We start from the raw sequence: 24,770 nt of genomic DNA, 5'->3' as shown, positions 1-24,770 counted from the left end.
CACAGTAAATAGCCACTTGTTTTTATTCTAAAAAAGAACAGATTCTAATTTAGAGCACAAAGTATTATTTACTACCGAAGATAACACCGTTAATAGAACCCTGACCGTCACAGACGCCAGTTGCAACAATATCAGAAGGCGAAATATCACTCGAGGTCAGCGTCTTAAGAATTGCACCACTTTTACCCACACTGAAGTCTCGGTCAGCGATACTTGGTTCAGACCCGGCAGCGGCACCGGTATTGAGCGCTTCAACATAGTCCCACTGGTTACCCATCTGGGAAATCAGGTTACGACACTCTTCAGACGCCAGACCATTCACCACCACAACAAAGCCTTTTCTCTGAGAACTTGAGCTATCCGTTAACGCGTTATCCATCTGGAACGCATCGTTAGAGAAGCCGTTAAACGCTTCATCAGCAGAGATTTTACCCATACGTACCAGAGTGGCGATTGGCGAGTCATTGGATACAGAAGTATCATTGATATCGGATTTAGACAAACCTTTAATAGAATCGCTTTGCGCCGGATATTGAGCCTGATCTTTATAAGCTTCATTCATTGCAGTACGTACACTGGTCAAGTCATCCTGTACAGCAGACAAGTCCTGAGCCGTAAAAGCCCGCTGGGCTAAAATAACCACACCAGCGGCAATAACACCGATAATCCCTAAGACAATAATTATTTCCAACAGCGTAACACCTCGCTGTTTCTTCATCTCTTTTAACTTAGAGACCTTTTTGGTCATATTCCCTTTTATGTTTAAAACCATTGTACTCATGTTATACACCCTTATTAATTCCGTTAAATTCAGGCTTAGCCACCTGTTCGAATATTATTAATATGGAAAAATAAGAATGCAACAGAACGAAAAAAAACTAAGAATACATTTATATTCAGCAAACACATTTCATACATTATTTTTATAAAATTTATAGGAAAGTATAATTATTATGAATTAGTTAAACCAATAAAACAAAACGTACTTTATAGCTGTACTTTTACATGAGATGCGGAATATTTTCAATAATTAAATGTCAATCTTGATAAGTTTCTCTTCTTCCTTATTTATTAAGCCCTTATCGATAAAACAATACCGATAATACTGTCATTCCTGTTACTCTGGCATGAGAATGAAAAAAAATGCCCGGTTAAATTAACCGGGCGTCTGATAAAAAATTATAACGTTCTTTAATAGAGGTAAAACTAACCCCTATAGCTATGTATTAAACCGCTTTCACTGCATCTGCAATACGATGGGCGAACTCAGATACCTGTGCCTCGTCTTCACCTTCAACCATCACACGAATTAATGGTTCAGTGCCAGACTTACGCAGCAGGACGCGTCCACGATTACCCAGCGCCGCTTCAACGTCTGCCATCACCGCTTTCACATTGTCATTTTCCAGCGGATCGCCGCTACCTGCGGTGTAACGTACGTTAACCAGCAGCTGCGGGAACATTTTCATGCCGCTGCACAGGTCGTGCAAACTCATATGATTGCGCACCATCGCGGTCAACACCTGCAGACCCGCCACGATGCCGTCACCGGTGGTGGTTTTATCCAGCAGGATCACATGGCCTGAGTTTTCCGCACCGATACTCCAGCCTTTTTCCTGCATTTTTTCCAGGACATAGCGGTCACCGACTTTCGCACGGGCAAACGGAATGCCCAGCTGTTTCAACGCCAACTCAAGGCCCATGTTGCTCATCAGCGTGCCTACCGCGCCACCGCGTAGTTGCCCCTGACGCAGCGCTTCACGGGCGATGATATACATGATTTGGTCACCGTCGACCTTATTGCCTTCGTGGTCGACCATGATCACGCGGTCGCCGTCGCCGTCCAACGCGATACCCAGATCGGCTTTTTCCGCGATCACGCGCGCCTGCAAGGCGCGGACGTCGGTAGCGCCGACTTCTTCATTGATGTTAACGCCGTTTGGCTCACAACCGATGGCAATAACATTGGCGCCCAGCTCACGCAGTACGTTTGGCGCAATGTGATACGTCGCACCGTTAGCGCAATCCACCACAATTTTAAGCTCACTCAGGCTCAGTTCATTCGGGAAGGTGCCTTTGCAAAACTCGATATAGCGACCGGCGGCATCGACAATACGGGTGGCTTTACCCAACTCAGCCGAGTCCACACAGGTGATCGCTTTTTCCATCTCGGCTTCTATGGCTTCTTCAACCGCATCCGGCAGTTTGGTGCCGTCGATAGAGAAAAATTTGATCCCGTTGTCATAGTACGGGTTGTGCGAAGCGGAGATAACAATCCCTGCTTCAGCACGGAAAGCACGCGTCAGATAAGCAACGGCAGGTGTTGGCATTGGGCCAGTGAAAGAGGCAGAAAGACCTGCGGCAGCCAGGCCCGCTTCCAGCGCAGATTCCAGCATATAGCCAGAAATACGCGTATCTTTACCGATGATAATTTTTCGTGAACCATGACGTGCCAGCACTTTTCCCGCCGCCCATCCCAGTTTGAGCACAAAGTCAGGGGTAATTGGGGAGTCGCCTACGCGGCCACGGATCCCATCAGTGCCAAAATATTTACGATTACTCATAGCGTTTGTTTTCCTTTGCAGACAATGTGGCTTCCACCACACGCATCGCTTCTACGGTTTCTTTGACGTCATGGACACGGACAATCTGCGCCCCCTGCATGGCGGCAATCACCGCGCACGCAAGACTACCGTTCAGGCGTTCGGATGGCCCCACATTCAGCAGTTGACCAACCATTGATTTTCGTGACATTCCAACCAGCAGCGGCAGCTCAAAATGATGGAACTCAGCCAGGCGCGCCAGTAATGCGTAGTTATGGGTGAGATTTTTACCGAATCCGAATCCCGGGTCGAGCAACAATTTATCTTTTGTGATTCCGGCTCGTTCACAACGTGCTATTTGCTCAACAAAGTAACGATTTACCTCAGCGAACACATCCTCGTACTTTGGCGCTTCCTGCATGGTTTTCGGTTGCCCCTGCATATGCATCAAACAAACCGGCAGCCCGGTTTCCGCGGCGGCTTCCAACGCCCCGGGCTCCGAGAGTGAACGAATGTCATTAATGAGATGTGCGCCGACCCGCGCGCATTCGCGAATCACTTCGGGTTTTGAGGTATCGACGGAAATCCATACTTCAAAACGTTGAGCAATCGCCTCCACCACAGGGATCACTCGCTGCAGCTCTTCTTCTACGCTCACATCAGCAGCGCCAGGACGCGTGGACTCCCCCCCCACATCAATGATAGTCGCCCCAGCGTTAATCATCAGATTTGCGTGTTTTACCGCCTCAACCAGAGAGTTGTGCGCCCCGCCATCGGAAAAAGAATCTGGCGTAACGTTTAAAATCCCCATGACGTGAGGATGGCTGAGATCCAGTGAAGAACCCTGAGCAAAGAGTTTCATAGTTTTATCCCTGGTAAAAATCTTGAGTATGCAGATAAGAAAAACCCCGGAGCAAGCCCCAGGGTTTTCAATTAAAACACGGTCATCATCAACGATAACTTATTTGTCGCCCAGTTGCTCTGACATGGTGCCAGAGTCCGGCGCACGCGGTTCATCAACCGGACGCGGCGCGCTCGGCTTGCCGGTGCTGCCAGAGTTGTTGTTCGAAGAACCCGGTTCTTCCCAACCCGCTGGCGGACGCACATCGCGGCGAGCCATCAGATCATCAATCTGCGGCGCATCGATGGTCTCATATTTCATGAGCGCATCTTTCATCGAGTGCAGAATGTCCATGTTTTCGTTCAGCAGACGACGCGCACGGTCATAGTTACGCTCAATCAACAGCTTAACTTCCTGATCGATGATGCGAGCCGTTTCATCGGACATATGTTTAGCTTTCGCAACAGAACGTCCCAGGAATACTTCGCCTTCTTCTTCAGCGTACAGCAGCGGACCGAGTTTATCGGAGAAGCCCCACTGAGTAACCATGTTACGCGCCAGGTTAGTCGCGACTTTGATGTCGTTCGACGCACCGGTAGAAACATGTTCAGCACCGTAGATGATCTCTTCCGCCAGACGACCGCCGTACAGCGTGGAGATCTGGCTTTCCAGCTTCTGACGGCTGGCGCTAATTGCGTCGCCTTCAGGCAGGAAGAAGGTCACACCCAGCGCACGACCGCGCGGGATAATCGTTACTTTGTGTACCGGATCGTGTTCCGGTACCAGGCGACCAATAATCGCGTGGCCAGCTTCGTGATACGCGGTAGATTCTTTCTGCGCTTCCGTCATCACCATGGAACGACGTTCCGCACCCATCATGATTTTGTCTTTCGCTTTCTCGAACTCAACCATCGACACGACGCGCTTGTTGCCGCGAGCAGCAAACAGCGCCGCTTCGTTCACCAGGTTCGCGAGGTCAGCACCGGAGAAGCCAGGCGTACCACGCGCAATGATTGCCGCATCGATATCCGGAGACAGCGGTACGCGACGCATATGCACTTTCAGGATCTGTTCACGACCGCGAACGTCCGGCAGACCAACCACAACCTGACGGTCGAAACGGCCTGGACGCAGCAGCGCAGGGTCAAGAACGTCCGGACGGTTAGTTGCCGCGATAACGATAATACCTTCGTTACCTTCGAAGCCGTCCATCTCAACCAGCATCTGGTTCAGGGTCTGCTCACGTTCATCGTGACCACCGCCCAGACCAGCGCCACGCTGACGGCCTACGGCGTCGATTTCATCGATGAAGATGATGCACGGTGCCGCTTTTTTGGCCTGTTCGAACATGTCACGCACACGAGATGCACCCACACCCACGAACATTTCCACGAAATCAGAACCGGAAATTGTAAAGAATGGAACCTTCGCTTCACCGGCGATAGCTTTCGCCAGCAGGGTTTTACCGGTACCCGGAGGACCGACCATCAGGACGCCTTTCGGGATTTTACCGCCCAGCTTCTGGAAACGGCTCGGTTCGCGCAGGTACTCAACCAGCTCAGCAACCTCTTCCTTCGCTTCGTCACAACCCGCAACGTCAGCAAACGTGGTTTTGATCTGATCTTCCGTCAGCATGCGCGCTTTGCTCTTACCGAACGACATGGCGCCTTTGCCACCACCGCCCTGCATTTGACGCATGAAGAAGATCCAGACACCAATCAGCAGCAGCATTGGGAACCAGGAAATGAAGATAGAAGCCAGCAGGCTCGGCTCTTCAGGCGGCTCGCCGACAACCTTGACGTTTTTGGTCAGCAGGTTATCAAGCAGCTTCGGATCGTTAACCGGAATGTAGGTCGTGTAACGGTTACTATCTTTCTTGGTAACGTTAATCTCACGTCCGTTGATCTTCGCTTCACGAACCTGGTCCTGATTGACCTCTTGCAGGAAGGTAGAGTAATCAACCTTACGGCCATTAGACTCGCTGGGCCCAAAGCTCTGGAATACTGACATCAGCACAACGGCAATGACCAGCCAGAGAATTAGGTTTTTCGCCATGTCACTCAAGGGATTAACCTCATATTACAACTGTGTTAAAAACAGCGTCAGGATACTCTATATCCAGTTTCTTTCAAACTTTCGTTTGAAATCTACCGGTTATGGTTTACGCCCGGTCGCTACAATATACACTTCACGCGAACGGGCGCGAGAAGAGTCCGGCTTACGAACTTTGACCTTCGTAAACAGGGAGCGAATCTCTCTTAGATACTCATCGAAGCCTTCGCCCTGGAACACCTTCACTACAAAACTACCACCTGGCGCTAAAACATCTCGAGCCATTCCAAGCGCCAGCTCTACCAGATACATGGCCCGGGGAATATCCACCGCCGGTGTTCCACACATATTTGGTGCCATATCAGACATGACAACTTGTACTTTACTGTCACCTACGCGTTCAAGTAACGCTTGCAGGACTAATTCATCACGAAAGTCGCCCTGAAGGAAGTCCACACCAACGATTGGATCCATAGGTAAAAGATCGCAAGCGATAATGCGGCCGCTGTTGCCGATCTGCGTAACCGCATATTGCGACCAGCCACCCGGTGCAGCGCCGAGATCAACAATCGTCATCCCCGGTTTAAAAATTTTGTCACTTTGCTGTATTTCATCAAGTTTAAACCAGGCACGGGAACGTAACCCCTTTTTCTGCGCCTGTTGAACATATTTATCGCTAAAGTGTTCCTGAAGCCAGCGACTCGAGCTGGCAGAACGCTTTTTACCTGTCATTTCACATTCCCAAAGGGCAGTTCATCGTAACCAATGGTGTAAATTTCTACACAGCTATTTGGTGATATATGGGAGATGGCGGTAGAATGACCCGTTTTCAATCCCAACGTAAGCAAAAATATACGATGAATCTGAGTACTAAACAAAAACAGCACCTGAAAGGTCTGGCACATCCGCTCAAGCCGGTAGTTATGCTTGGCAACAATGGTTTGACCGAAGGGGTACTGGCCGAGATTGAACAAGCGTTAGAGCACCATGAACTTATCAAGGTGAAAATCGCCTCGGAAGATCGCGATACCAAAACCTTGATCGTGGAAGCTATCGTACGCGAAACCGGCGCCTGCAATGTACAGGTCATCGGCAAAACGCTGGTACTGTATCGCCCGACTAAAGAACGTAAAATCTCGCTGCCACGCTAAGAATATCCCAAAGTCGCACACGAAGTTTGTGTAAAACGCGGGGTTTTCCGCTAGCAGGAGAGCAAAATGCCACGCTCTCTTCGTTGATAAAAGGCCGCTATGCGGCCTTTTTCCTTTCTTTACAATGTATCAACATCTTAACCAAGATGCGAATTACAGGTATTCGACCTTCGTTACTTCATATTCAACTTCACCGCCCGGCGTTTTGATAACGACGACGTCATCCTGCTCTTTGCCAATCAGGCCACGAGCAATAGGCGAGTTCACTGAAATCAGGTTCTGTTTAAAATCAGCTTCATCATCGCCGACAATACGCCAGGTCTGCTCTTCGTCATTATCGAGATTCAGAACGGTAACCGTCGCGCCGAAAACAACACGGCCATTGTTCGGCATTTTAGTGACGTCAATCACCTGCGCATTGGACAGTTTAGCTTCGATATCTTTAATGCGTCCTTCGCAGAATCCTTGCTGTTCGCGAGCCGCGTGATACTCCGCGTTCTCTTTCAGGTCACCGTGCTCACGCGCTTCCGCGATAGCGGCGATAATTTCAGGACGGCGCACAGATTTCAGAAAATCCAGCTCTTCGCGCAGTTTTTCAGCACCACGTAAGGTCATCGGGATAGCTTGCATTTGTTATACCTCTTGAACATTCCTGTAGGGGGCGATGCTTCTCACCCCGGCTGCTAAGCCCACCCTGGCATACACCATGCCAGAGTCAGAAGCAAAAAAATACCGACCCGGGGCTCAAGGTCCCAGGTCAGCTACAATTCTCTATTTGATGATCATTTTACCCTGGAGTTCCCTATGGGTCATCGTTTACTTTTTGGGGCGTTGCGCCGTAGTATGACGGCCTGTTTCCAGGTTGTTAGCGCGAGATTATGCGATTTCCCAGATTTACCATTGGATTGACTGCCAGTATAGCGTTCAGCGTTCAGGCTGCGAATGTCGACGAATACATCAACCAGCTTCCTGCCGGGGCCAACCTCGCCCTTATGGTACAGAAGGTTGGCGCATCTGCACCCGCTATTGATTTTCATAGCCAGCAGATGGCGCTCCCCGCCAGTACCCAGAAAGTGATCACCGCGCTGGCGGCGTTGATTCAGCTCGGGCCTGATTTCCGTTTTACCACCACGCTTGAGACGAAAGGCAACGTGGAAGGCGGCGTTTTGAAAGGTGACTTAGTGGCGCGATTTGGCGCCGATCCGACGCTAAAACGCCAGGATATTCGCAATATGGTAGCGACTCTGAAAAAATCTGGTGTGACGCAAATTGCCGGAAATGTTCTGATCGACACCTCTATTTTTGCCAGTCATGATAAAGCCCCCGGTTGGCCCTGGAACGACATGACGCAATGTTTTAGCGCCCCGCCTGCCGCAGCCATTGTCGATCGCAACTGTTTCTCGATTTCGCTCTACAGCGCGCAAAAACCGAACGATCTGGCATTTATTCGCGTGGCATCCTACTACCCGGTCACCATGTTCAGCCAGGTGCGAACCCTCGCGCGTGGCTCTGCCGAAGCGCAATATTGTGAACTGGACGTGGTTCCAGGCGATCTCAACCGCTTCACGCTGACCGGATGCCTACCTCAACGCGCCGATCCGCTGCCGCTGGCATTCGCCATTCAGGACGGTGCCAGCTATGCCGGGGCGATTATCAAAGATGAGCTAAAACAAGCGGGTATCACTTACAGCGGCACGCTGCTGCGCCAGACGCAGGTCAACGAGCCGGGAACCGTGGTTGCCAGCAAACAGTCAGCGCCGCTGCATGACCTGCTTAAGATTATGCTGAAAAAATCGGACAACATGATCGCCGATACCGTTTTCCGCATGATTGGCCATGCACGATTTAACGTCCCGGGCACCTGGCGGGCAGGTTCCGATGCCGTACGCCAAATTTTGCGTCAGCAGGCGGGCATCGATATTGGCAACACCATTATTGCCGACGGTTCTGGTCTCTCCCGCCATAACCTGATTTCCCCGGCGACCATGATGCAGGTGCTGCAATATATCGCTCAGCACGATAACGAGCTGAACTTTATTACTATGCTACCGCTGGCGGGCCATGACGGCTCCCTGCAATACCGTGCGGGCCTGCATCAGGCTGGCGTGGATGGCAAAGTATCGGCGAAGACAGGCTCACTACAGGGCGTCTACAACCTCGCAGGCTTCATCACCACGGCAAGCGGTCAGCGTATGGCATTTGTGCAGTATCTGTCGGGCTATGCGGTACAGCCGGCTGACCAACGTAATCGGCGTATTCCGCTGGTACGCTTCGAGAGTCGGTTGTACAAAGATATTTATCAGTCTAACTAAGCGGATGCAGGGAGCGGTAACGCTCCCTCGTCGTTTCTAATCGTTTACCGGGATTATCCGCAGCTCGGTTAACCCAATCCCCAGCTTCCTTGGCGGAGCGGATTTAGGAAAACCGATATAATTTCCCTCGTTACTCAACTCCGGATAAGGGGGGACAATCGTTAGCGTATCGAGTCTGTCAGGATTCGTCATATGTAATATCACCGTTTCCGCCTCTGCGTGCAGGGTGAGATAGTGGGTACAGGAACCGATGGAAACGGGAAGTGGTGCACCAATATTTTTGCCAAAGGCTTTTGCCTTGATCTCAACGTCAAATTTCGCGGGCAGTGGTTGGTTATAGGTGATAGCCACCGCGGGTGACAGGTTCGCATCTGACCACCGTCCCCAGTATTCTGGATGCCCCACTCCTGTTATTGATTTCACAAATGCAGGCAGTCCTTCCGCCGCAAACAGTATGCGATCGGACTGATAGCGGACATCCTTTGCGGAAAGTAATAACCGCGCCTGGATACGCTGAAAGCGTTCATGATTCGTTTCGCCCGGAAATTCACTCATCCCGCCTGAATAATCTTCAGCCATTATTTTCTCGATGTGAGTCTCGCTACCGGCTTTTCCAGAGGCAACACACCACCCAGTATTGACGGCAGAATCCGGTTGCCATACGGGGCCAATGCTCAGGCATTGATCTATCCAGATAAATTTATGGCCTTCAGGCAGAAATCCCAGGGTATTCCTTAAAGACATTCCCACGTCATTCCCGTCATCGACAACCGGCCAGACTCGTCCCGGAGATACTTCCAGTAAGGCGGGAATAGGGTATTCAAAACTATCAAAACGCAGCAACTTTCTTCTGGTATCAACGGTAAAATTTTTAATGGACTCGGGAATTCCCCAACGGGAGCGGATAGCAGGCCCCCAGGCTAACAACTTATTTTTAAAGTCGTCAAAAACCGCTGCCAGTGAAGGCTGACTTAATGAACTTCTCCCTAAGCCTATTGCATTATCGCCCCCCATCAGCTCAAGCACCGTTGCCCCATTATCTAACGTGCTTCGCTTATCGGCGATAACTTTCGGCGTCACACCATTTCTGAAAACCACAAATAAATTGCGACGAGGCATTTTATTTAAATAATCCACAGCAGCCGTCATATTTTGCATTACCAGATGATCGGATGAGAGAACAATAATTGTATTACTGGCCCAGGGCGAAGCCTGTATCCGTCTAATGAATTTAGCGATTTCCCTTTGGCTACAAAGCACAGAGGTTAACGCATCGACTTCACTACCATTTTTTTTATAGCTGACAGGACAGCTCGTGGGGATATAACCTTCAGGGGGATGGGTATCCAGCGTCAACGTGAATAACGCAAAAGGCGTTTTTTGCCGGGACAAATGCTCAAACTTGCGCCAGACCTTTTCCAGCAGCATATCATCATATAGCCCCCAGGCATTCTGGGCGGAAAAATCCTTCTCCAGGCCAGACTCCGCCAGTCCCCAGGCATGGTCAATGCCGTGCGTTTTAAAAAACACATCCTTATCGGCGAAACGTAAATCAGCGCCCTGCATAAACCAGGTTTCATAACCTGAATTTTTCAAAATATCCCCAAGGCAGACTGAAGAGGAAAAGAAGCCCAGACTTGCTTTCTTGCCACTTAAATCGGTCGGTGCAAACAGCGGAAGACCACACTGCGATGCCACGATCCCTGCTATGGTAAAATCCGTCGCCGGATACTGTTCTGTGCCACTAAAATCCAGGCCATCTTGTTTCAGCGCCGTTAAATCAGGCAGCAACTGAGGAAATGTGTCTTTATCAAAGTAGGTTCTTTCCAGGCTTTCTGCATAAATATATACCAGATTATATTTTGGATTATTTATCCTGGTATCTGGCGTAATATAGTAGCGCGAAAAATCGGAGCCATCTACTTCTGCTGGCGGCTTGTTATAATTAGTGAATTGTAATAACGCCGGAGAGATGCCAACAGCAAAAAATGTCAGCAATACGGCGGTTATCGAAGCGTAATGTTTTCTCTCTTTTTGAACATTTTTACCTTGCATGAATCGCCAGCTCAGAAAGAGTAGCAGTCCAATCAGCAAGACAGCAACGACAAAAGGCGCGACGTAATCTTTAAAATCCGCGCCATAAAGCGAGCGGGTCAAAGTATAAATAACAGCGTCATTAACCCCTTCGCCCGTAAAGTAATAACAGCCTAACCAAAACAGGCTTAAAAATAAAGAAATGCACTGAGCAAGTAAAATAAGAGAGGCGTAATAGATTGCCCTATAGCCTTTACTTTTATAAATCAGGGCGGCCAAAACCATTGAGGCCAGTGATATAATAATTGCTACAAATGAGTATTGCATTACCTCGTCTCATACATGCACGCTAAATGAGGAGGAATTATAATTGGTCGTTTAATGCGGGAACATCATTAATATTTTTTTCAGAATATATAAATAAAAGGGCTGGTAAACCAGCCCTCAAAATCAACGCTTATAAATGAACTCAACGCCTTCTTCGTCGTCTTCGTCCCAATCGTCATCCCAGTCATCTTCCGCTTCGTCTTCGACTTCAGCGAGCTGCTGGCGGTGATAATCATCCCACATGAACTCAACTTTCTCTGGCTGTTTCGCTTCTTCAGCCTGAACAATCGGGTTCTCAATGATAAAGGTCATCACATCCCAGCACAGATCCTTCACGCCCAACTGGCTGGCGGCGGAGATCAGGTAATATTTACCTTCCCAGCCCAGCGCTTCAGCGATCGCTTTCGCTTTCTCTTCCGCTTCGGCCTTGTCCAGCAAATCAATTTTGTTGAACACTAACCAGCGCGGTTTAGACGCCAGATCCTGACTGTACTTTTCCAGTTCGCCAATAATGATACGGGCGTTTTCTACCGGATCGGAGCCATCAATTGGATCGATATCGATGAGGTGCAGCAGCACGCGGCAGCGTTCCAGGTGTTTCAGGAAGCGAATCCCCAGACCCGCGCCTTCAGCCGCGCCTTCAATCAGCCCCGGAATGTCGGCCACTACGAAGCTCTTTTCGTTGTCCATACGTACCACGCCCAGGCTTGGTACCAGGGTGGTGAACGGATAATCGGCAACTTTCGGCTTCGCCGCGGATACCGCACGGATAAACGTCGATTTACCGGCATTTGGCATACCCAACATACCTACATCCGCCAGCAGCATCAGCTCCAGCAACAGATCGCGCTTATCGCCCGGTGTCCCCATCGTTTTCTGACGCGGAGTACGGTTGACCGAGGATTTGAAACGGGTGTTACCCAGGCCGTGCCAGCCGCCTTTAGCGACCATCAGACGCTGACCATGCTTGGTCATGTCGCCCATGGTTTCGCCGGTGCCCTGATCGATAACGCGCGTACCGACAGGCACTTTAATCGTAACGTCTTTACCGCGTTTACCTGTGCAATCGCGGCTCGCGCCATTCTGACCACGTTCCGCACGGAAAGATTTTTCAAAACGGTAATCGATCAGCGTGTTCAGGTTTTCGTCGGCTTCCATCCATACGTCGCCGCCATCACCGCCATCACCGCCGTCCGGGCCGCCTTTTGGAATATATTTTTCACGGCGGAAGCTCACGCAACCATTACCGCCATCACCTGCAACGACCAGAATCGATGCTTCATCAACAAACTTCATTTTACTCTCCGTAAATCATTCGCCTGAGCGGGGTTGCGAAACCACCGTTTCATGCTTACGTAAACCGCCCCAAATTCGATGACCAATGGCGGAATACATCGCGCCCGCAACCACGATAAACGCACCGAGATAACCTAAAAGGTTTAGCATCGGTCTGGCGAAGAAATCGGGCCAGGCCAGTGATAATAAATCTGAAAATAACAACGTAAACAGCGGGGTAAGCGTAATAATGGCGCTTACCTGCGCCGCCTGCCAGCGCGCCATCGCTTCCGCGAGAGCGCCGTATCCTACCAGCGTATTCAGGCCGCAGAATACCAGGCAGGCCAGCTGCCAGTCGCTGAGCTGCGTGATGACACCGGGTTTAGCCAGCGGCAACAACGCAATCGTACATAAAGTGTACAGTAAAAACAGGATCTGCGGTGACGCCAGACGGCGCAATAACACCTTTTGCGCGACCCCATAGCTCACCCAGACCATCGCCGCACCGACACCAAAGATAACGCCCCAGGTGTAATCGGTGAGTCGGGTAAAAATTTCGATCAGACTGGTATTAAAAAACAGAACCAGGCCGCTCAGAAGCATAATGGCGCCAATCACCTGCGTGCCGCGCATCTTTTCTTTCAGGATAAAGACGCTGGCGATCATCATACCAACGGGTGACAGCTGACCGATAACCTGCGAGGCCGTTGGGCTCAAGTACTGCAAAGATGAACTAAACAGAATGAAGTTACCGAACAGCCCACCGGTGGCTATTGCCAACAGCACCAACCAACGCGCTTTGCGAAAAATGCGCAATGGGGGGAGCTTTTTTTTAACCGCAAGGATAGCGCCAAGGCCAATACTTGCCATTAAAAAACGGTAGAACACCACGGTAGGAGGCTCCATCACCTCCAGCACTTGCTTCATTGCTATTGGCAAAGCGCCCCAACATATTGCAGTCGTGAGTGCTAACAGAATACCAATGCCTGCCTGCTGCTTCATGCCGTATTCCCTGCAAGGGCTCGTTTCCGGTTTATCACGGCGCGACGAGCATATTTACCGGCCGTCGAATGTAAAAAGCCCCGCAACGTGTTGCGGGGCTTTTATCCGTTACCGGGACGCGAAAAACTTATTCAGCAACGATGCTGATGAATTTACGGTTTTTCGGGCCTTTCACTTCAAATTTCACTTTACCGTCTGCTTTAGCAAACAAAGTGTGGTCTTTGCCGCAACCAACGTTGGAGCCAGCGTGGAATTTAGTACCACGTTGACGAACGATGATGCTACCAGCCAGAACTGTTTCACCGCCGAAGCGTTTTACGCCCAGACGTTTAGCTTCTGAATCGCGACCGTTACGAGTCGAGCCGCCAGCCTTTTTATGTGCCATTTAATCTGCTCCCCTTAACTTAAGCGCTGATGCCAGTGATTTTCACATCAGTGAACCACTGACGATGGCCCTGCTGCTTACGGTAGTGTTTACGACGACGAAACTTAACGATTTTAACTTTCTCGCCACGACCATGAGCAACAACTTCAGCTTTGATAACGCCGCCATCAACGAAAGGAACGCCGATTTTGACTTCTTCACCGTTTGCGATCATCAGAACTTCAGCGAATTCAACAGATTCGCCAGTTGCGATGTCCAGCTTTTCCAGGCGAATGGTCTGACCTTCGCTTACTCGGTGTTGTTTACCACCACTTTGGAAAACCGCGTACATAAAAAACTCCGCTTCCACGCACACCTTTTTGATGATTCAGAGTGCGCTATAAATATTCACAATAGGGCGCGAATATTACGCAAAACGCGAGCCTTTGACAAGTGCTACCGTCAATACATGAAGAAAAAAAACACAACACGTACGGTAACGTTTATCTACGGCGTTTTTTCAGTACAATCAGCATATATTTATAAACCTGAACCCGACGTTACCTTGCCATACGGTGAGGTAATCGGGGCGAGAAGCCCGGCTTTTGCGATGAATTTAGAAAAAATCAATGAGTTAACCGCGCAAGATATGGCGGGGGTCAATGCGACAATCCTTGAACAGCTCAATTCCGACGTCCAGTTGATCAATCAGTTAGGGTACTACATCGTGAGCGGCGGCGGAAAACGCATTCGCCCAATGATCGCAGTACTTGCAGCACGTGCTGTTGGTTACCAGGAAAATGCGCACGTTACGATTGCAGCCCTCATCGAGTTTATCCACACTGCGACCCTCCTGCATGACGATGTTGTGGATGAGTCCGACATGCGCCGCGGGAAAGCCACAGCGAATGCGGCGTTTGGTAATGCGGCCAGCGTGCTGGTCGGCGATTTTATCTATACCCGCGCATTTCAGATGATGACCAGCCTCGGCTCACTGAAAGTACTGGAAGTCATGTCAAAAGCGGTTAACGTCATCGCAGAAGGTGAAGTTCTGCAGTTGATGAACGTCAACGACCCGGACATCACCGAAGAAAACTATATGCGCGTCATCTACAGCAAGACTGCGCGTTTGTTTGAAGCCGCAGCCCAATGCTCAGGTATTCTGGCTGGCTGCAGCGAAGAACAAGAGAAAGGGTTGCAGGATTATGGCCGTTATCTTGGTACTGCGTTCCAGTTAATTGACGATTTACTGGATTACAGCGCAGATGGCGAGCAGTTGGGTAAAAACGTCGGTGATGACCTGAACGAAGGTAAGCCGACGCTACCGCTGCTGCATGCCATGCGCCACGGCACCCCGGAGCAGGCGCAGATGATCCGCCAGGCCATTGAACAAGGTAACGGTCGTCACCTTCTGGAGCCGGTTCTGGAAGCGATGAACACCTGTGGCTCTCTGGAGTGGACCCGACAGCGTGCGGAAGAAGAGGCCGATAAAGCCATCGCCGCGTTGCAGGTGCTGCCTGATACGCCATGGCGAGAAGCGCTGATTGGTCTGGCGCATATCGCCGTACAGCGCGACCGCTAATTACCTTCCCCCCAGCCACTCATCATCCCGTGCCTCGCACGGGATGCTCTTATAAATTCCAATAAGCCCTTTCATCTTTCCGGATTATCACGCCAGACATTGGCATAATCTGAATATACTCACGCCTTACATGAACATTTTAGAACATTTGTTCTCGGAGCGTTATAGTGTCGCCACAACCGATCGTGAAACCGTAAGTCATTAACCAAAGGAGAGATGAATTTATGGAAAGCAAGCTGATTGACTGGCATACGGCCGACATCATCGCCGGACTGCGCAAAAAAGGCACCTCAATGGCCGCTGAGTCACGTAAAAATGGCTTGAGTTCATCAACGCTGGCGAACGCGTTAACGCGGCCATGGCCGAAAGGAGAGTTGATTATTGCCCGGGCGCTGGGAACCGACCCTTGGGTGATCTGGCCGTCGCGCTACCACGATGCAAAAACGCATGAATTCATCGACAGAACACGGATGATGAGGGGACCGAGAGGGAAAAAGAATCCTGAATGAACATTAAGCAGTAACCCCCGGCCCAAAGACCAGGGGGTTACCAGAGGCGTTGACGATTACTCGCCTTTCACGCGCTCAATGTTTGCGCCCAGCGCACGCAGTTTATCTTCGATGCGCTCATAGCCGCGATCGATGTGATAAATACGGTCAACCACCGTCGTACCTTCAGCAATACAACCCGCCAACACCAGGCTTGCTGACGCACGCAGATCGGTCGCCATCACTTGCGCGCCGGAGAGCGTTTCCACACCGTGGCAAATCACAGTGTTGCTTTCGATTTCCGCGTGAGCGCCCATACGGCTCAGCTCAGGCACGTGCATGAAGCGGTTTTCAAACACGGTTTCCGTGATGAAGCCTGTTCCTTCTGCCACCAGATTCAGCAGCGTGAACTGGGCCTGCATATCAGTCGGGAACGCCGGGTGCGGCGCAGTGCGTACATTGACCGCCTTCGGACGCTTGCCGTGCATGTCGAGGCTTATCCAGTCGTCGCCGACTTCGATATCCGCCCCCGCATCACGCAGCTTCGCCAGGACGGCATCCAGCGTGTCAGGTTGCGCATTGCGGCAGATAATTTTGCCGCGAGAAATCGCTGCTGCAACCAGGAAAGTGCCGGTTTCAATACGGTCTGGCAGAACGCGATAAACACCACCGCCGAGACGTTCAACACCTTCGATGGTAATGCGATCGGTACCCTGGCCGCTGATCTTCGCACCCAGCGCAATCAGGAAATTAGCGGTATCGACGATCTCCGGCTCGCGTGCGGCGTTTTCAATGATGGTGGTGCCTTCAGCAAGTGTTGCCGCACACATAATAGTGACCGTCGCGCCGACGCTCACCTTATCCATAACGATATGCGCGCCTTTCAGACGGCCATCAACGGACGCCTTCACATAGCCTTCTTCCAGCTTGATCGTCGCGCCTAACTGCTCCAGACCGGTAATGTGCAGGTCAACCGGACGCGCGCCGATGGTGCAACCGCCCGGCAGTGAAACCTGCCCCTGGCCAAAGCGAGCAACCAACGGTCCGAGCGCCCAGATAGACGCACGCATGGTTTTCACCAGATCATACGGTGCACAGAAGACGTTAACGTCACGCGCATCAATGTGCACGGAACCATTACGCTCAACTTTCGCACCCAACTGGCTCAGTAGCTTCATGGAAGTGTCAACGTCCTTCAGTTTCGGGACGTTTTGGATCTCTACAGGTTCTTCCGCCAGCAGCGCCGCAAACAGGATCGGCAGTGCGGCGTTTTTAGCGCCTGAAATTGTGACTTCGCCCTGGAGCTTCGTTGGCCCCTGAACACGAAATTTATCCATTATTCTGTTCTCTGTTAAGAATTTATCTTCGCTACCGGCACATCACCCGTAGCTCAAAAACCATTAAGTTTGCGATCGCGCGCCCATTCCGCTGGGGTAAACGCTTTAATCGACAAAGCATGAATGCGGTTGTCCGCAATGTACTCCATCAACGGGCCATAGACTGATTGCTGCTTCTTGACCCGGCTCATGCCTTCAAACATCTCACCCACGGCAATAACCTGAAAGTGACTGCCGTCGCCAGAAACGTGGACTTCCTGGAGGGAGAGCGCATTCATCAGCACGCTCTGAATTTCATTATTTTCCATGGGCTCTTCATTCGTCAGATAGTGAAAACAGCCCAACATCTTAGAGCAAAGTGGCGCTGTCATAAATAAGCAAAAAGCCTCGCTGATAAATCAGACAAGGCTTTGATGGCAGATCCCTTATGATGGGGATGCTGGATGAAGGCACAAGGCCTTATCCAGCCTGAAAAAATTAACGCGGAAGGACATCGTCAGGCAGATTGTAAAGCTGCGCCAGCGTGTAAACTTTATCGTTAACACCAGCGAGCGAAACGCTGTTCCCCTGCTGCTTGCCCTGATCAATCAAGTGCAGCAGTAACGCCAGACCACCGGTATCCACCCGGGAAACCTGGTTCAGGTCGATGCAGGTTACCCCTTGCATCGCCTCAACTCGCGCATCCCATAATGGATTTAACACGTCTTGATCCAGCTCTCCCGCCAGCACCAGCTTGTCACCTTCACGCTTCCAGGTGAGTGACTGGGTCATTATTTTTTCTCTTCCAGGGTAATTTTCTGCTGAGAAATAGATTTCAGTTGTGCTGTCAGGCCATCGATACCTTTGGTACGCAGCAGGTCGCTCCACTCATTCTGTTTGGTGGTGATCATGCTGACGCCTTCGGCGATCATGTCATACGCCTGCCAGTTACCGGTTTGCGAGTTTTTACGCCACTGGAAATCCAGACGAACCGGAGGGCGGCCATTCGGATCGATAATGGTCACGCGGATAGGCACGATGGTCGCATCACCCAGCGGCTGCTCAGGGGCAATCTGATAGGTCTGACCGTGATACATTGCCAGCGCCTGACCGTAAGCCTGCTTCAGGTATTCACGAAAGGCGGCGAAATAGGCGTCACGTTGTGCCGGGGTCGCTTCTTTGTAGTAGCGGCCCAGGACCAGCGCACCAGCATATTTAACCTGTACGTATGGCAACAATTCCTGATCGACAACATCGCGCAGGTAATCCGGGTTTGCGCGGATTTTAGGTTGCTCGTTCTTCAGGCGGTCAAAGGTCTTCTGCGCCGCCTCATTCATCAACTTGTACGGGTTAGTCTGATCCGCCGCGGTTGCCGCGCTAAGGGGGGCAATGATCAGCATAGCCACCATCATCAATCGTTTAAACATACGTCGATTCTCCTGAGATTATTTCGTTGCGCCCGCAGGCGTAGTGGCTTCATTATTGCCTTCAGTTGCGGCTGGCGCATCGCCAGAATTCTTATTGTCATCACCTTTACTGTTGCTGTTGTAAAGGAACTGACCAATCATGTCTTCCAGCACCATTGCGGATTTCGTGTCCTGAATCGTACCGCCATCTTTGAGGATAGACGTTCCCAGCTCAGGATCTTCAAAACCGACGTTCAATGCCAGATACTGCTCTCCCAGCAGGCCGGAAGTACGGATGCTCAGGGAGCTGGTGTCAGGAATATGGTTAAAACGCGATTCGATTTCCAGGGTCACGCGCGGCAGGTACGTTTTCGGATCCAGCGAGATATCCGATACGCGTCCAACCACCACCCCGCCAATCCGCACCGGAGAGCGTTCTTTCAGGCCGCCAATATTATCAAAAGTCGCATAAATCGTGTAAGTCGGCTCAGTACGCATTGAGGTAACATTCGCTGCCTTCAGGCAGACAAACAGCGCAGCCAGCAGCGCAATCAGCAGAAATAACCCGACCCAAATTTCATTTTTTTTCGTTTGCATGAACTCAATTCCCAAACATCAGTGCGGTGAGCACAAAATCCAGCCCCAGAACGGCGAGAGAGGCGTGCACAACGGTGCGTGTCGTTGCCCGGCTAATGCCGGCTGAGGTCGGGATCGCATCATAACCATTGAACAATGCAATCCAGGTGACCGTTATGGCGAACACCACGCTCTTAATCAGACAGTTGACCAGATCCAGACGCCAGTCGACGGCATTTTGCATCGCCGACCAGAAAAAGCCTGCATCAATACCTTTCCAGCTAACGCCAACCAGCGAACCGCCCCAGATCCCCACCGCGACAAAAATAACCGTCAACAGCGGCAATGAAATGACACCGGCCCAAAAACGCGGAGAGATCACCCGACGCAGCGGATCGACGGCCATCATTTCCAGACTGGAGAGTTGCTCGGTCGCCCGCATCAGGCCAATCTCTGCGGTTAAGGCCGATCCGGCGCGCCCGGCAAACAGTAGCGCCGCAACAACCGGCCCCAGCTCACGTAACAATGACAGCGCCACCAGCATGCCAAGGCTGGTTTCCGCACTGTAGGTCGTCAGAACCAGGTATCCCTGCAACCCCAGCACCATACCGATGAACACACCAGAAACAATAATGATCAGCATCGATAAGACACCGACATTATAGAGCTGGCGTATCAGCAGTGGCGCATGTTTGCGAAACTCCGGCTTGCCGACAACCGCATTGAACAACATTAATCCGGCTCGCCCGAACGTCCTGAGGGTTTTAATCCCTCGATGTCCGAGTGATGCCAGCGCATTTAACAACATGGGTGGCTTAACTCCCTGTTTTGAGTAAATCGATGTGGTAGTCGCCCGCCGGATAACGGAACGGAACCGGCCCATCAGCAATACCGTCAAGGAACTGACGTACGCGCGGGTCGGCGTTTTCTTGCAGAGCCTGAGCACTACCGTAGGCCACTATTTTTTTGTCCGCCATAATATAGGCGTAATCTGCAATACTCAGCACCTCAGGCACATCATGGGACACCACCACGCAGGTGACGCCCAGCGCACTGTTCAATTCCGAAATCAGTTTCACCAGCACCCCCATGGTAATGGGATCCTGGCCGACGAACGGTTCGTCAAACATAATGAGGTCAGGCTCCAGCGCGATGGCGCGTGCTAACGCGGCACGCCGTGCCATCCCACCGGATAATTCAGAAGGCATTAACTTTGCCGCGCCCCGCAGACCAACGGCTTCAAGCTTCATCATCACCGTGCTTTTCAGCAACGCTGCAGGCAACGTCGTATGCTCGCGTAGCGGATACGCGACGTTGTCAAACACGTTCATGTCGGTAAACAGCGCGCCGGACTGAAACAACATACTCATGCGTTTACGCACGGTAAATAAACGCGAACGGGACATGGCCGGAACGTTCTCGCCGTCGAACAGGATCTCGCCCTTATCCGGGGGTATCTGTCCGCCAATCAGACGCAATAGCGTCGTTTTGCCGATGCCTGATGGCCCCATGATCGCCGTCACCTTACCACGCGGCACCGTCAGGGAAATATTATCAAAGATGCAGCGATCGCCTCGGGAAAAGCTGACATCGCGCATATCGACTAGATTCGCCACAGACTGACCCATTGATTCATCCTTTACTATTGCCTCGTTGATCGAAGAGTTTGGCGCTCAATTTAGCCCTGAACCCAACATATTTACAGATTATTGCCTGTCCTGGTTAGCGAAAGCTGGCATTTGTTTTACTTTTTAGCCGCATAAAGTCAAAATTAAGACTTCGTTACGGCTTCCAGAAGATCCTTCAAGTGGACCGGCGAGTATACCTGAAGAAAGGACTTTAGATGCTTTTAGCGACGGCGCTGTTAATAATTGGTTTACTTCTGGTGGTCTACGGTGCCGACCGTCTGGTATTTGCCGCATCCATTTTATGTCGAAATTTCGGTATCCCCCCCATTATTATTGGGATGACCGTTGTCAGCGTAGGGACGTCGTTACCCGAGATCATTGTCTCTGTGGCGGCATCAATAAATGGGCAACTCGATCTGGCCGTGGGTACCGCTATCGGCTCTAACATTACCAACATTCTGCTTATTTTAGGTCTGTCGGCGCTGATTCATCCTTTTACCGTGCATTCTGATGTTCTGCGCCGTGAATTACCGCTAATGTTGCTGGTGAGTATTTTAGCCGCATCCGTGTTGTATGACGGCCAGTTGAGTCGTAGTGACGGTTTCTTTCTCCTGCTTCTGGCCGTGCTATGGCTGCTATTCATTGTTAAAATCGCCCGTCTGGCTGAGCGACAAGGCAATGACACGCTGACCCGAGAGCAGATAGCGGAACTTCCACGCGAAGGCGGATTGCCGGTCGCATTTTTGTGGTTGGGCATTGCGTTGATTATTATGCCAATGGCAACACGGATGGTGGTGGATAACGCCACCGTACTGGCGAACTATTTCGCCATGAGCGAACTCACCATCGGGCTGACGGTAGTCGCTATTGGTACCAGTTTGCCAGAGCTGGCAACGGCCATTGCGGGTCTGCGTAAAGGCGAAAACGATATTGCCGTTGGCAACATCATCGGCGCGAACATTTTTAATATTGTTATCGTCCTCGGGTTACCGGCGCTAATTACGCCGGGTGAAGTCAATCCGATGGCCTTCACCCGTGACTATAGCGTCATGCTGCTGGTGAGCGTGATTTTTGCACTACTCTGCTGGCGACGTCCGCGCCAGATTGGTCGCGGCGCGGGTGCGCTGCTGACCGGCGGTTTTATCATATGGCTGGCGATGCTGTATTGGTTATCGCCACTTCTCGTTGGATAACTGGAAACGCATTATGTCGCACTTAGAGTTGCAACCGGGTTTTGACTTTCAGCAAGCAGGCAAGGAAGTCCTGGCAATTGAACGTGAAGGCCTGGCGGAGCTTGATCAGTACATTAATCAAAACTTTACCCTCGCCTGTGAAAAAATATTCAGTTGCCCGGGCAAAGTCGTGGTGATGGGGATGGGGAAATCCGGACATATTGGGCGGAAGATGGCGGCCACTTTTGCCAGCACCGGCACCCCCTCATTTTTCGTGCACCCGGGCGAAGCCGCGCATGGTGATTTAGGCATGGTCTCGCCGCAGGATGTGGTGATCGCCATCTCTAACTCCGGCGAATCCAATGAGATAGCGGCGTTAATCCCGGTATTAAAACGTCTTCATGTCCCGCTTATCTGCATCACCGGCCGTCCGGAAAGCAGCATGGCGCGTGCGGCAGATGTGCATCTGTGTGTTAAAGTGCCCAAGGAAGCTTGCCCGTTAGGCCTGGCGCCGACCAGCAGCACCACCGCAACGCTGGTGATGGGCGATGCCCTTGCCGTGGCGTTATTAAAAGCACGCGGCTTCACCGCGGAAGATTTTGCGTTATCGCATCCGGGTGGCGCACTGGGCCGTAAGCTTTTGCTGCGTGTTAACGATATTATGCATACGGGTGATGAGATTCCGCATGTTAATAAAAGCGCCAGCCTGCGTGACGCCTTACTTGAGATCACACGTAAAAATCTCGGCATGACCGTCATTTGCGATGATGCAATGAAGATTGACGGTATTTTCACGGATGGCGATTTACGTCGCGTCTTTGATATGGGCGTAGATGTACGCCAGTTAGGCATTGCCGATGTGATGACCCCTGGAGGCATTCGCGTGCGTCCGGGCATTCTTGCCGTTGATGCCCTGAACTTAATGCAGTCCCGCCATATCACTTCGGTAATGGTTGCTGATGGCGACCAGTTACTCGGTGTGTTACATATGCATGATCTGCTGCGTGCAGGTGTAGTGTAAGAAACTCAAGGATAAAGAAAATGAGTAAAGCAGGTGCGTCGCTTGCGACCTGTTATGGACCCGTCAGCGCTGACGTTATCACCCGGGCAGAGAACATCCGTTTGCTGATCCTGGATGTGGATGGCGTATTGTCTGATGGTCTGATTTATATGGGCAACAACGGTGAAGAGCTGAAGGCTTTTAACGTCCGCGATGGCTACGGAATTCGCTGTGCGCTCACTTCCGGTATTGAGGTTGCTATTATTACCGGACGAAAGGCTAAACTTGTAGAAGATCGCTGTGCCACATTGGGGATCACGCATCTGTATCAGGGGCAGTCAGACAAACTGATCGCCTTTGACGATCTGCTTGGAAAACTGGCGATCGCGCCGGAAAATGTGGCCTATGTTGGCGATGACCTGATCGACTGGCCAGTGATGGCAAAAGTGGGATTAAGCGTAGCGGTGGCGGATGCCCATCCATTGCTGATTCCACGCGCCGACTACGTCACCCGTATCGATGGGGGACGCGGCGCTGTACGTGAAGTCTGCGATTTATTACTCCTGGCGCAGGGCAAACTGGACGAGGCCAAAGGGCAATCGATATGAGCAAAACCAGACGTTGGGTTATCATTCTACTGTCGCTGGCTGTCCTTGTGATGATTGGTATTAACCTGGCAGACAAAGACGAGGCCACTCAGGTCGCCGTCAATAACAACGAGCCAACCTATAAAAGCGAACATACCGATACCGTCGTGTATAGTCCGGAAGGCGCGCTGAGCTATCACTTGATCGCCCAACACGTTGAATATTATTCGGAGCAAGCGGTTTCGTGGTTTACTCAACCGGTATTAACCACGTTTGATAAAGATAAAGTACCGACCTGGTCAATCAAAGCCGATAAAGCCAAATTGACCAACGATCGAATGCTGTATCTGTACGGCCATGTTGAAGTTAACGCCCTGGTGCCTGACTCTCAACTACGCAGAATTACGACCGATAACGCACAGATTAACCTGGTGACTCAAGACGTCACTTCTGATGATCTTGTCACGTTATATGGCACAACATTTAACTCCAGCGGACTGAAGATGCGCGGCAACTTACGCAACAAGAACGCCGAGCTGATTGAAAAGGTTAGAACCTCATATGAAATCCAAAATAAACAAACTCAGCCTTAATCTTGTGCTTGCCAGTTCACTTCTGGCCGCCAGCATTCCGGCATTTGCCGTCACCGGCGATACCGAGCAGCCGATTCACATCGAGTCGGACCAGCAGTCCCTGGATATGCAGGGCAACGTGGTGACGTTTACTGGTAACGTGATTGTGACTCAGGGCACCATCAAAATTAATGCCGATAAAGTCGTTGTGACCCGCCCGGGCGGTGAAGACGGTAAAGAAGTGATTGATGGTTACGGTGAGCCCGCCACCTTTTACCAGATGCAGGACAACGGTAAGCCAGTGAAAGGCCGCGCCTCACACATGCACTATGAACTGGCGAAAGACTTCGTCGTGCTCACCGGTAAGGCTTACCTGGAACAGCTCGATAGCAACATCACGGGTGATAAGATCACCTATCTGGTAAAAGAGCAGAAAATGCAGGCCTTCAGCGATAAAGGCAAACGCGTCACCACCGTTCTGGTTCCGTCGCAGTTGCAGGACAAAAACAAGGCTCCGGCAGAGAAAAAAGGTAACTGATTCG

The 24,770-nt window shown here is 51.1% G+C and carries 27 protein-coding genes; 9 read left to right on the top strand and 18 right to left on the bottom strand.

Annotated features, from left to right (window positions below):
• Positions 1–64: 64 nt before the first annotated feature.
• The 5 genes from FDW97_RS03090 to rlmE all read right to left on the bottom strand — a co-directional run bounded on the left by FDW97_RS03090 (position 65) and on the right by rlmE (position 6,168).
• Positions 65–781 (bottom strand): type IV pilus major pilin, encoded by a 717-nt coding sequence (locus FDW97_RS03090; protein ID WP_085048647.1) that lies wholly within the window; start codon positions 779–781, stop codon positions 65–67.
• Between the two features lie 445 nt (positions 782–1,226).
• Positions 1,227–2,564, bottom strand: coding sequence for a phosphoglucosamine mutase (glmM, locus tag FDW97_RS03085; protein ID WP_038634228.1), 1,338 nt, complete (start codon positions 2,562–2,564; stop codon positions 1,227–1,229).
• Entirely contained in the window at positions 2,557–3,405 is an 849-nt protein-coding gene (gene folP / locus FDW97_RS03080) for a dihydropteroate synthase (RefSeq protein WP_137350630.1), read from the bottom strand. Before folP ends, glmM begins: the two co-directional genes overlap by 8 nt.
• A 99-nt stretch (positions 3,406–3,504) precedes the next feature.
• Positions 3,505–5,439: an ATP-dependent zinc metalloprotease FtsH gene (ftsH, locus tag FDW97_RS03075; protein ID WP_003025013.1), complete on the bottom strand. Its 1,935-nt coding sequence runs from the start codon at positions 5,437–5,439 to the stop codon at positions 3,505–3,507.
• A gap of 99 nt (positions 5,440–5,538) precedes the next feature.
• On the bottom strand, positions 5,539–6,168 hold the full coding sequence (gene rlmE, locus FDW97_RS03070) for a 23S rRNA (uridine(2552)-2'-O)-methyltransferase RlmE (protein WP_006687879.1): 630 nt from the start codon (positions 6,166–6,168) through the stop codon (positions 5,539–5,541).
• Between the two features lie 125 nt (positions 6,169–6,293).
• Here rlmE and yhbY point away from each other — a divergent pair, with 125 nt between their 5' ends.
• The gene (gene yhbY / locus FDW97_RS03065) at positions 6,294–6,587 is read left to right on the top strand and encodes a ribosome assembly RNA-binding protein YhbY (RefSeq protein WP_003025016.1); all 294 of its coding nucleotides are present in this window, start codon (positions 6,294–6,296) and stop codon (positions 6,585–6,587) included.
• A 153-nt stretch (positions 6,588–6,740) separates the two neighbouring features.
• Here yhbY and greA read toward each other — a convergent pair whose 3' ends face one another.
• Positions 6,741–7,217 (bottom strand): transcription elongation factor GreA, encoded by a 477-nt coding sequence (gene greA / locus FDW97_RS03055; protein WP_003025019.1) that lies wholly within the window; start codon positions 7,215–7,217, stop codon positions 6,741–6,743.
• Between the two features lie 248 nt (positions 7,218–7,465).
• On the opposite strand from greA, the gene dacB reads away from it, so the two are divergent.
• Entirely contained in the window at positions 7,466–8,899 is a 1,434-nt protein-coding gene (dacB, locus tag FDW97_RS03050; RefSeq protein WP_085048645.1) for a serine-type D-Ala-D-Ala carboxypeptidase, read from the top strand.
• Between the two features lie 36 nt (positions 8,900–8,935).
• Here the strand turns inward: dacB and opgB are convergent, their stop codons facing one another.
• The 5 genes from opgB to rplU form a co-directional block, all read right to left on the bottom strand.
• On the bottom strand, positions 8,936–11,260 hold the full coding sequence (opgB, locus tag FDW97_RS03045; RefSeq protein WP_137350629.1) for a phosphatidylglycerol--membrane-oligosaccharide glycerophosphotransferase: 2,325 nt from the start codon (positions 11,258–11,260) through the stop codon (positions 8,936–8,938).
• A gap of 123 nt (positions 11,261–11,383) precedes the next feature.
• Positions 11,384–12,556: an Obg family GTPase CgtA gene (gene cgtA, locus FDW97_RS03040; protein WP_038634240.1), complete on the bottom strand. Its 1,173-nt coding sequence runs from the start codon at positions 12,554–12,556 to the stop codon at positions 11,384–11,386.
• Positions 12,557–12,571: 15 nt separating this feature from the next.
• A complete protein-coding gene (locus tag FDW97_RS03035; protein WP_006687874.1) occupies positions 12,572–13,537 on the bottom strand; it encodes a DMT family transporter in 966 nt (321 codons plus the stop codon).
• 127 nt (positions 13,538–13,664) lie between these two features.
• On the bottom strand, positions 13,665–13,922 hold the full coding sequence (gene rpmA / locus FDW97_RS03030; RefSeq protein ID WP_003025030.1) for a 50S ribosomal protein L27: 258 nt from the start codon (positions 13,920–13,922) through the stop codon (positions 13,665–13,667).
• A gap of 19 nt (positions 13,923–13,941) precedes the next feature.
• On the bottom strand, positions 13,942–14,253 hold the full coding sequence (gene rplU, locus FDW97_RS03025) for a 50S ribosomal protein L21 (protein ID WP_010436026.1): 312 nt from the start codon (positions 14,251–14,253) through the stop codon (positions 13,942–13,944).
• Between the two features lie 258 nt (positions 14,254–14,511).
• On the opposite strand from rplU, the gene ispB reads away from it, so the two are divergent.
• Positions 14,512–15,483, top strand: a complete 972-nt coding sequence (gene ispB, locus FDW97_RS03020) for an octaprenyl diphosphate synthase (RefSeq protein ID WP_137350628.1) — start codon at positions 14,512–14,514, stop codon at positions 15,481–15,483.
• A gap of 224 nt (positions 15,484–15,707) precedes the next feature.
• On the top strand, positions 15,708–15,992 hold the full coding sequence (gene sfsB, locus FDW97_RS03015; RefSeq protein WP_038634246.1) for a DNA-binding transcriptional regulator SfsB: 285 nt from the start codon (positions 15,708–15,710) through the stop codon (positions 15,990–15,992).
• A gap of 56 nt (positions 15,993–16,048) precedes the next feature.
• On the opposite strand, the gene murA is transcribed toward sfsB, so the two are convergent.
• The 7 genes from murA to mlaF all read right to left on the bottom strand — a co-directional run bounded on the left by murA (position 16,049) and on the right by mlaF (position 20,897).
• Positions 16,049–17,308 (bottom strand): UDP-N-acetylglucosamine 1-carboxyvinyltransferase, encoded by a 1,260-nt coding sequence (murA, locus tag FDW97_RS03010; RefSeq protein WP_047026390.1) that lies wholly within the window; start codon positions 17,306–17,308, stop codon positions 16,049–16,051.
• Between the two features lie 53 nt (positions 17,309–17,361).
• On the bottom strand, positions 17,362–17,616 hold the full coding sequence (gene ibaG, locus FDW97_RS03005; protein WP_032940719.1) for a BolA family iron metabolism protein IbaG: 255 nt from the start codon (positions 17,614–17,616) through the stop codon (positions 17,362–17,364).
• A gap of 169 nt (positions 17,617–17,785) precedes the next feature.
• Positions 17,786–18,079, bottom strand: a complete 294-nt coding sequence (gene mlaB, locus FDW97_RS03000) for a lipid asymmetry maintenance protein MlaB (RefSeq protein ID WP_038634251.1) — start codon at positions 18,077–18,079, stop codon at positions 17,786–17,788.
• The gene (gene mlaC / locus FDW97_RS02995) at positions 18,079–18,714 is read right to left on the bottom strand and encodes a phospholipid-binding protein MlaC (protein WP_038634253.1); all 636 of its coding nucleotides are present in this window, start codon (positions 18,712–18,714) and stop codon (positions 18,079–18,081) included. The genes mlaB and mlaC overlap by 1 nt, the downstream gene beginning before the upstream one ends.
• Positions 18,715–18,732: 18 nt before the next feature.
• Positions 18,733–19,290, bottom strand: a complete 558-nt coding sequence (gene mlaD / locus FDW97_RS02990; RefSeq protein WP_038642894.1) for an outer membrane lipid asymmetry maintenance protein MlaD — start codon at positions 19,288–19,290, stop codon at positions 18,733–18,735.
• 4 nt (positions 19,291–19,294) lie between these two features.
• Positions 19,295–20,077: a lipid asymmetry maintenance ABC transporter permease subunit MlaE gene (gene mlaE / locus FDW97_RS02985; protein ID WP_085048643.1), complete on the bottom strand. Its 783-nt coding sequence runs from the start codon at positions 20,075–20,077 to the stop codon at positions 19,295–19,297.
• Positions 20,078–20,084: 7 nt separating this feature from the next.
• Positions 20,085–20,897 carry a phospholipid ABC transporter ATP-binding protein MlaF gene (gene mlaF / locus FDW97_RS02980; RefSeq protein WP_038634255.1) on the bottom strand — a complete coding sequence of 271 codons (813 nt, stop codon included), beginning with the start codon at positions 20,895–20,897 and terminating at the stop codon, positions 20,085–20,087.
• A gap of 215 nt (positions 20,898–21,112) precedes the next feature.
• Here mlaF and FDW97_RS02975 point away from each other — a divergent pair, with 215 nt between their 5' ends.
• The 5 genes from FDW97_RS02975 to lptA are packed head-to-tail and all read left to right on the top strand — an operon-like array spanning position 21,113 to position 24,766.
• Complete coding sequence (locus FDW97_RS02975; protein ID WP_038634258.1) at positions 21,113–22,090, top strand: calcium/sodium antiporter; 978 nt, start codon at positions 21,113–21,115, stop codon at positions 22,088–22,090.
• Positions 22,091–22,103: 13 nt separating this feature from the next.
• Positions 22,104–23,090, top strand: coding sequence for an arabinose-5-phosphate isomerase KdsD (kdsD, locus tag FDW97_RS02970; protein WP_085048642.1), 987 nt, complete (start codon positions 22,104–22,106; stop codon positions 23,088–23,090).
• Between the two features lie 20 nt (positions 23,091–23,110).
• Positions 23,111–23,677: a 3-deoxy-manno-octulosonate-8-phosphatase KdsC gene (gene kdsC / locus FDW97_RS02965; protein WP_079225927.1), complete on the top strand. Its 567-nt coding sequence runs from the start codon at positions 23,111–23,113 to the stop codon at positions 23,675–23,677.
• On the top strand, positions 23,674–24,249 hold the full coding sequence (gene lptC / locus FDW97_RS02960; RefSeq protein ID WP_038634267.1) for an LPS export ABC transporter periplasmic protein LptC: 576 nt from the start codon (positions 23,674–23,676) through the stop codon (positions 24,247–24,249). Before kdsC ends, lptC begins: the two co-directional genes overlap by 4 nt.
• Entirely contained in the window at positions 24,218–24,766 is a 549-nt protein-coding gene (gene lptA / locus FDW97_RS02955) for a lipopolysaccharide ABC transporter substrate-binding protein LptA (protein WP_038634270.1), read from the top strand. The genes lptC and lptA overlap by 32 nt, the downstream gene beginning before the upstream one ends.
• Positions 24,767–24,770 lie beyond the last annotated feature (4 nt).

This window comes from Citrobacter sp. wls708 (assembly GCF_005281255.1).
GTDB classification, from domain to species: Bacteria; Pseudomonadota; Gammaproteobacteria; order Enterobacterales; family Enterobacteriaceae; genus Citrobacter; species Citrobacter werkmanii.
The sequence above is the reverse complement of the archived record's forward strand: the minus strand, read 5'-3'. Positions and strand labels throughout refer to the sequence as shown.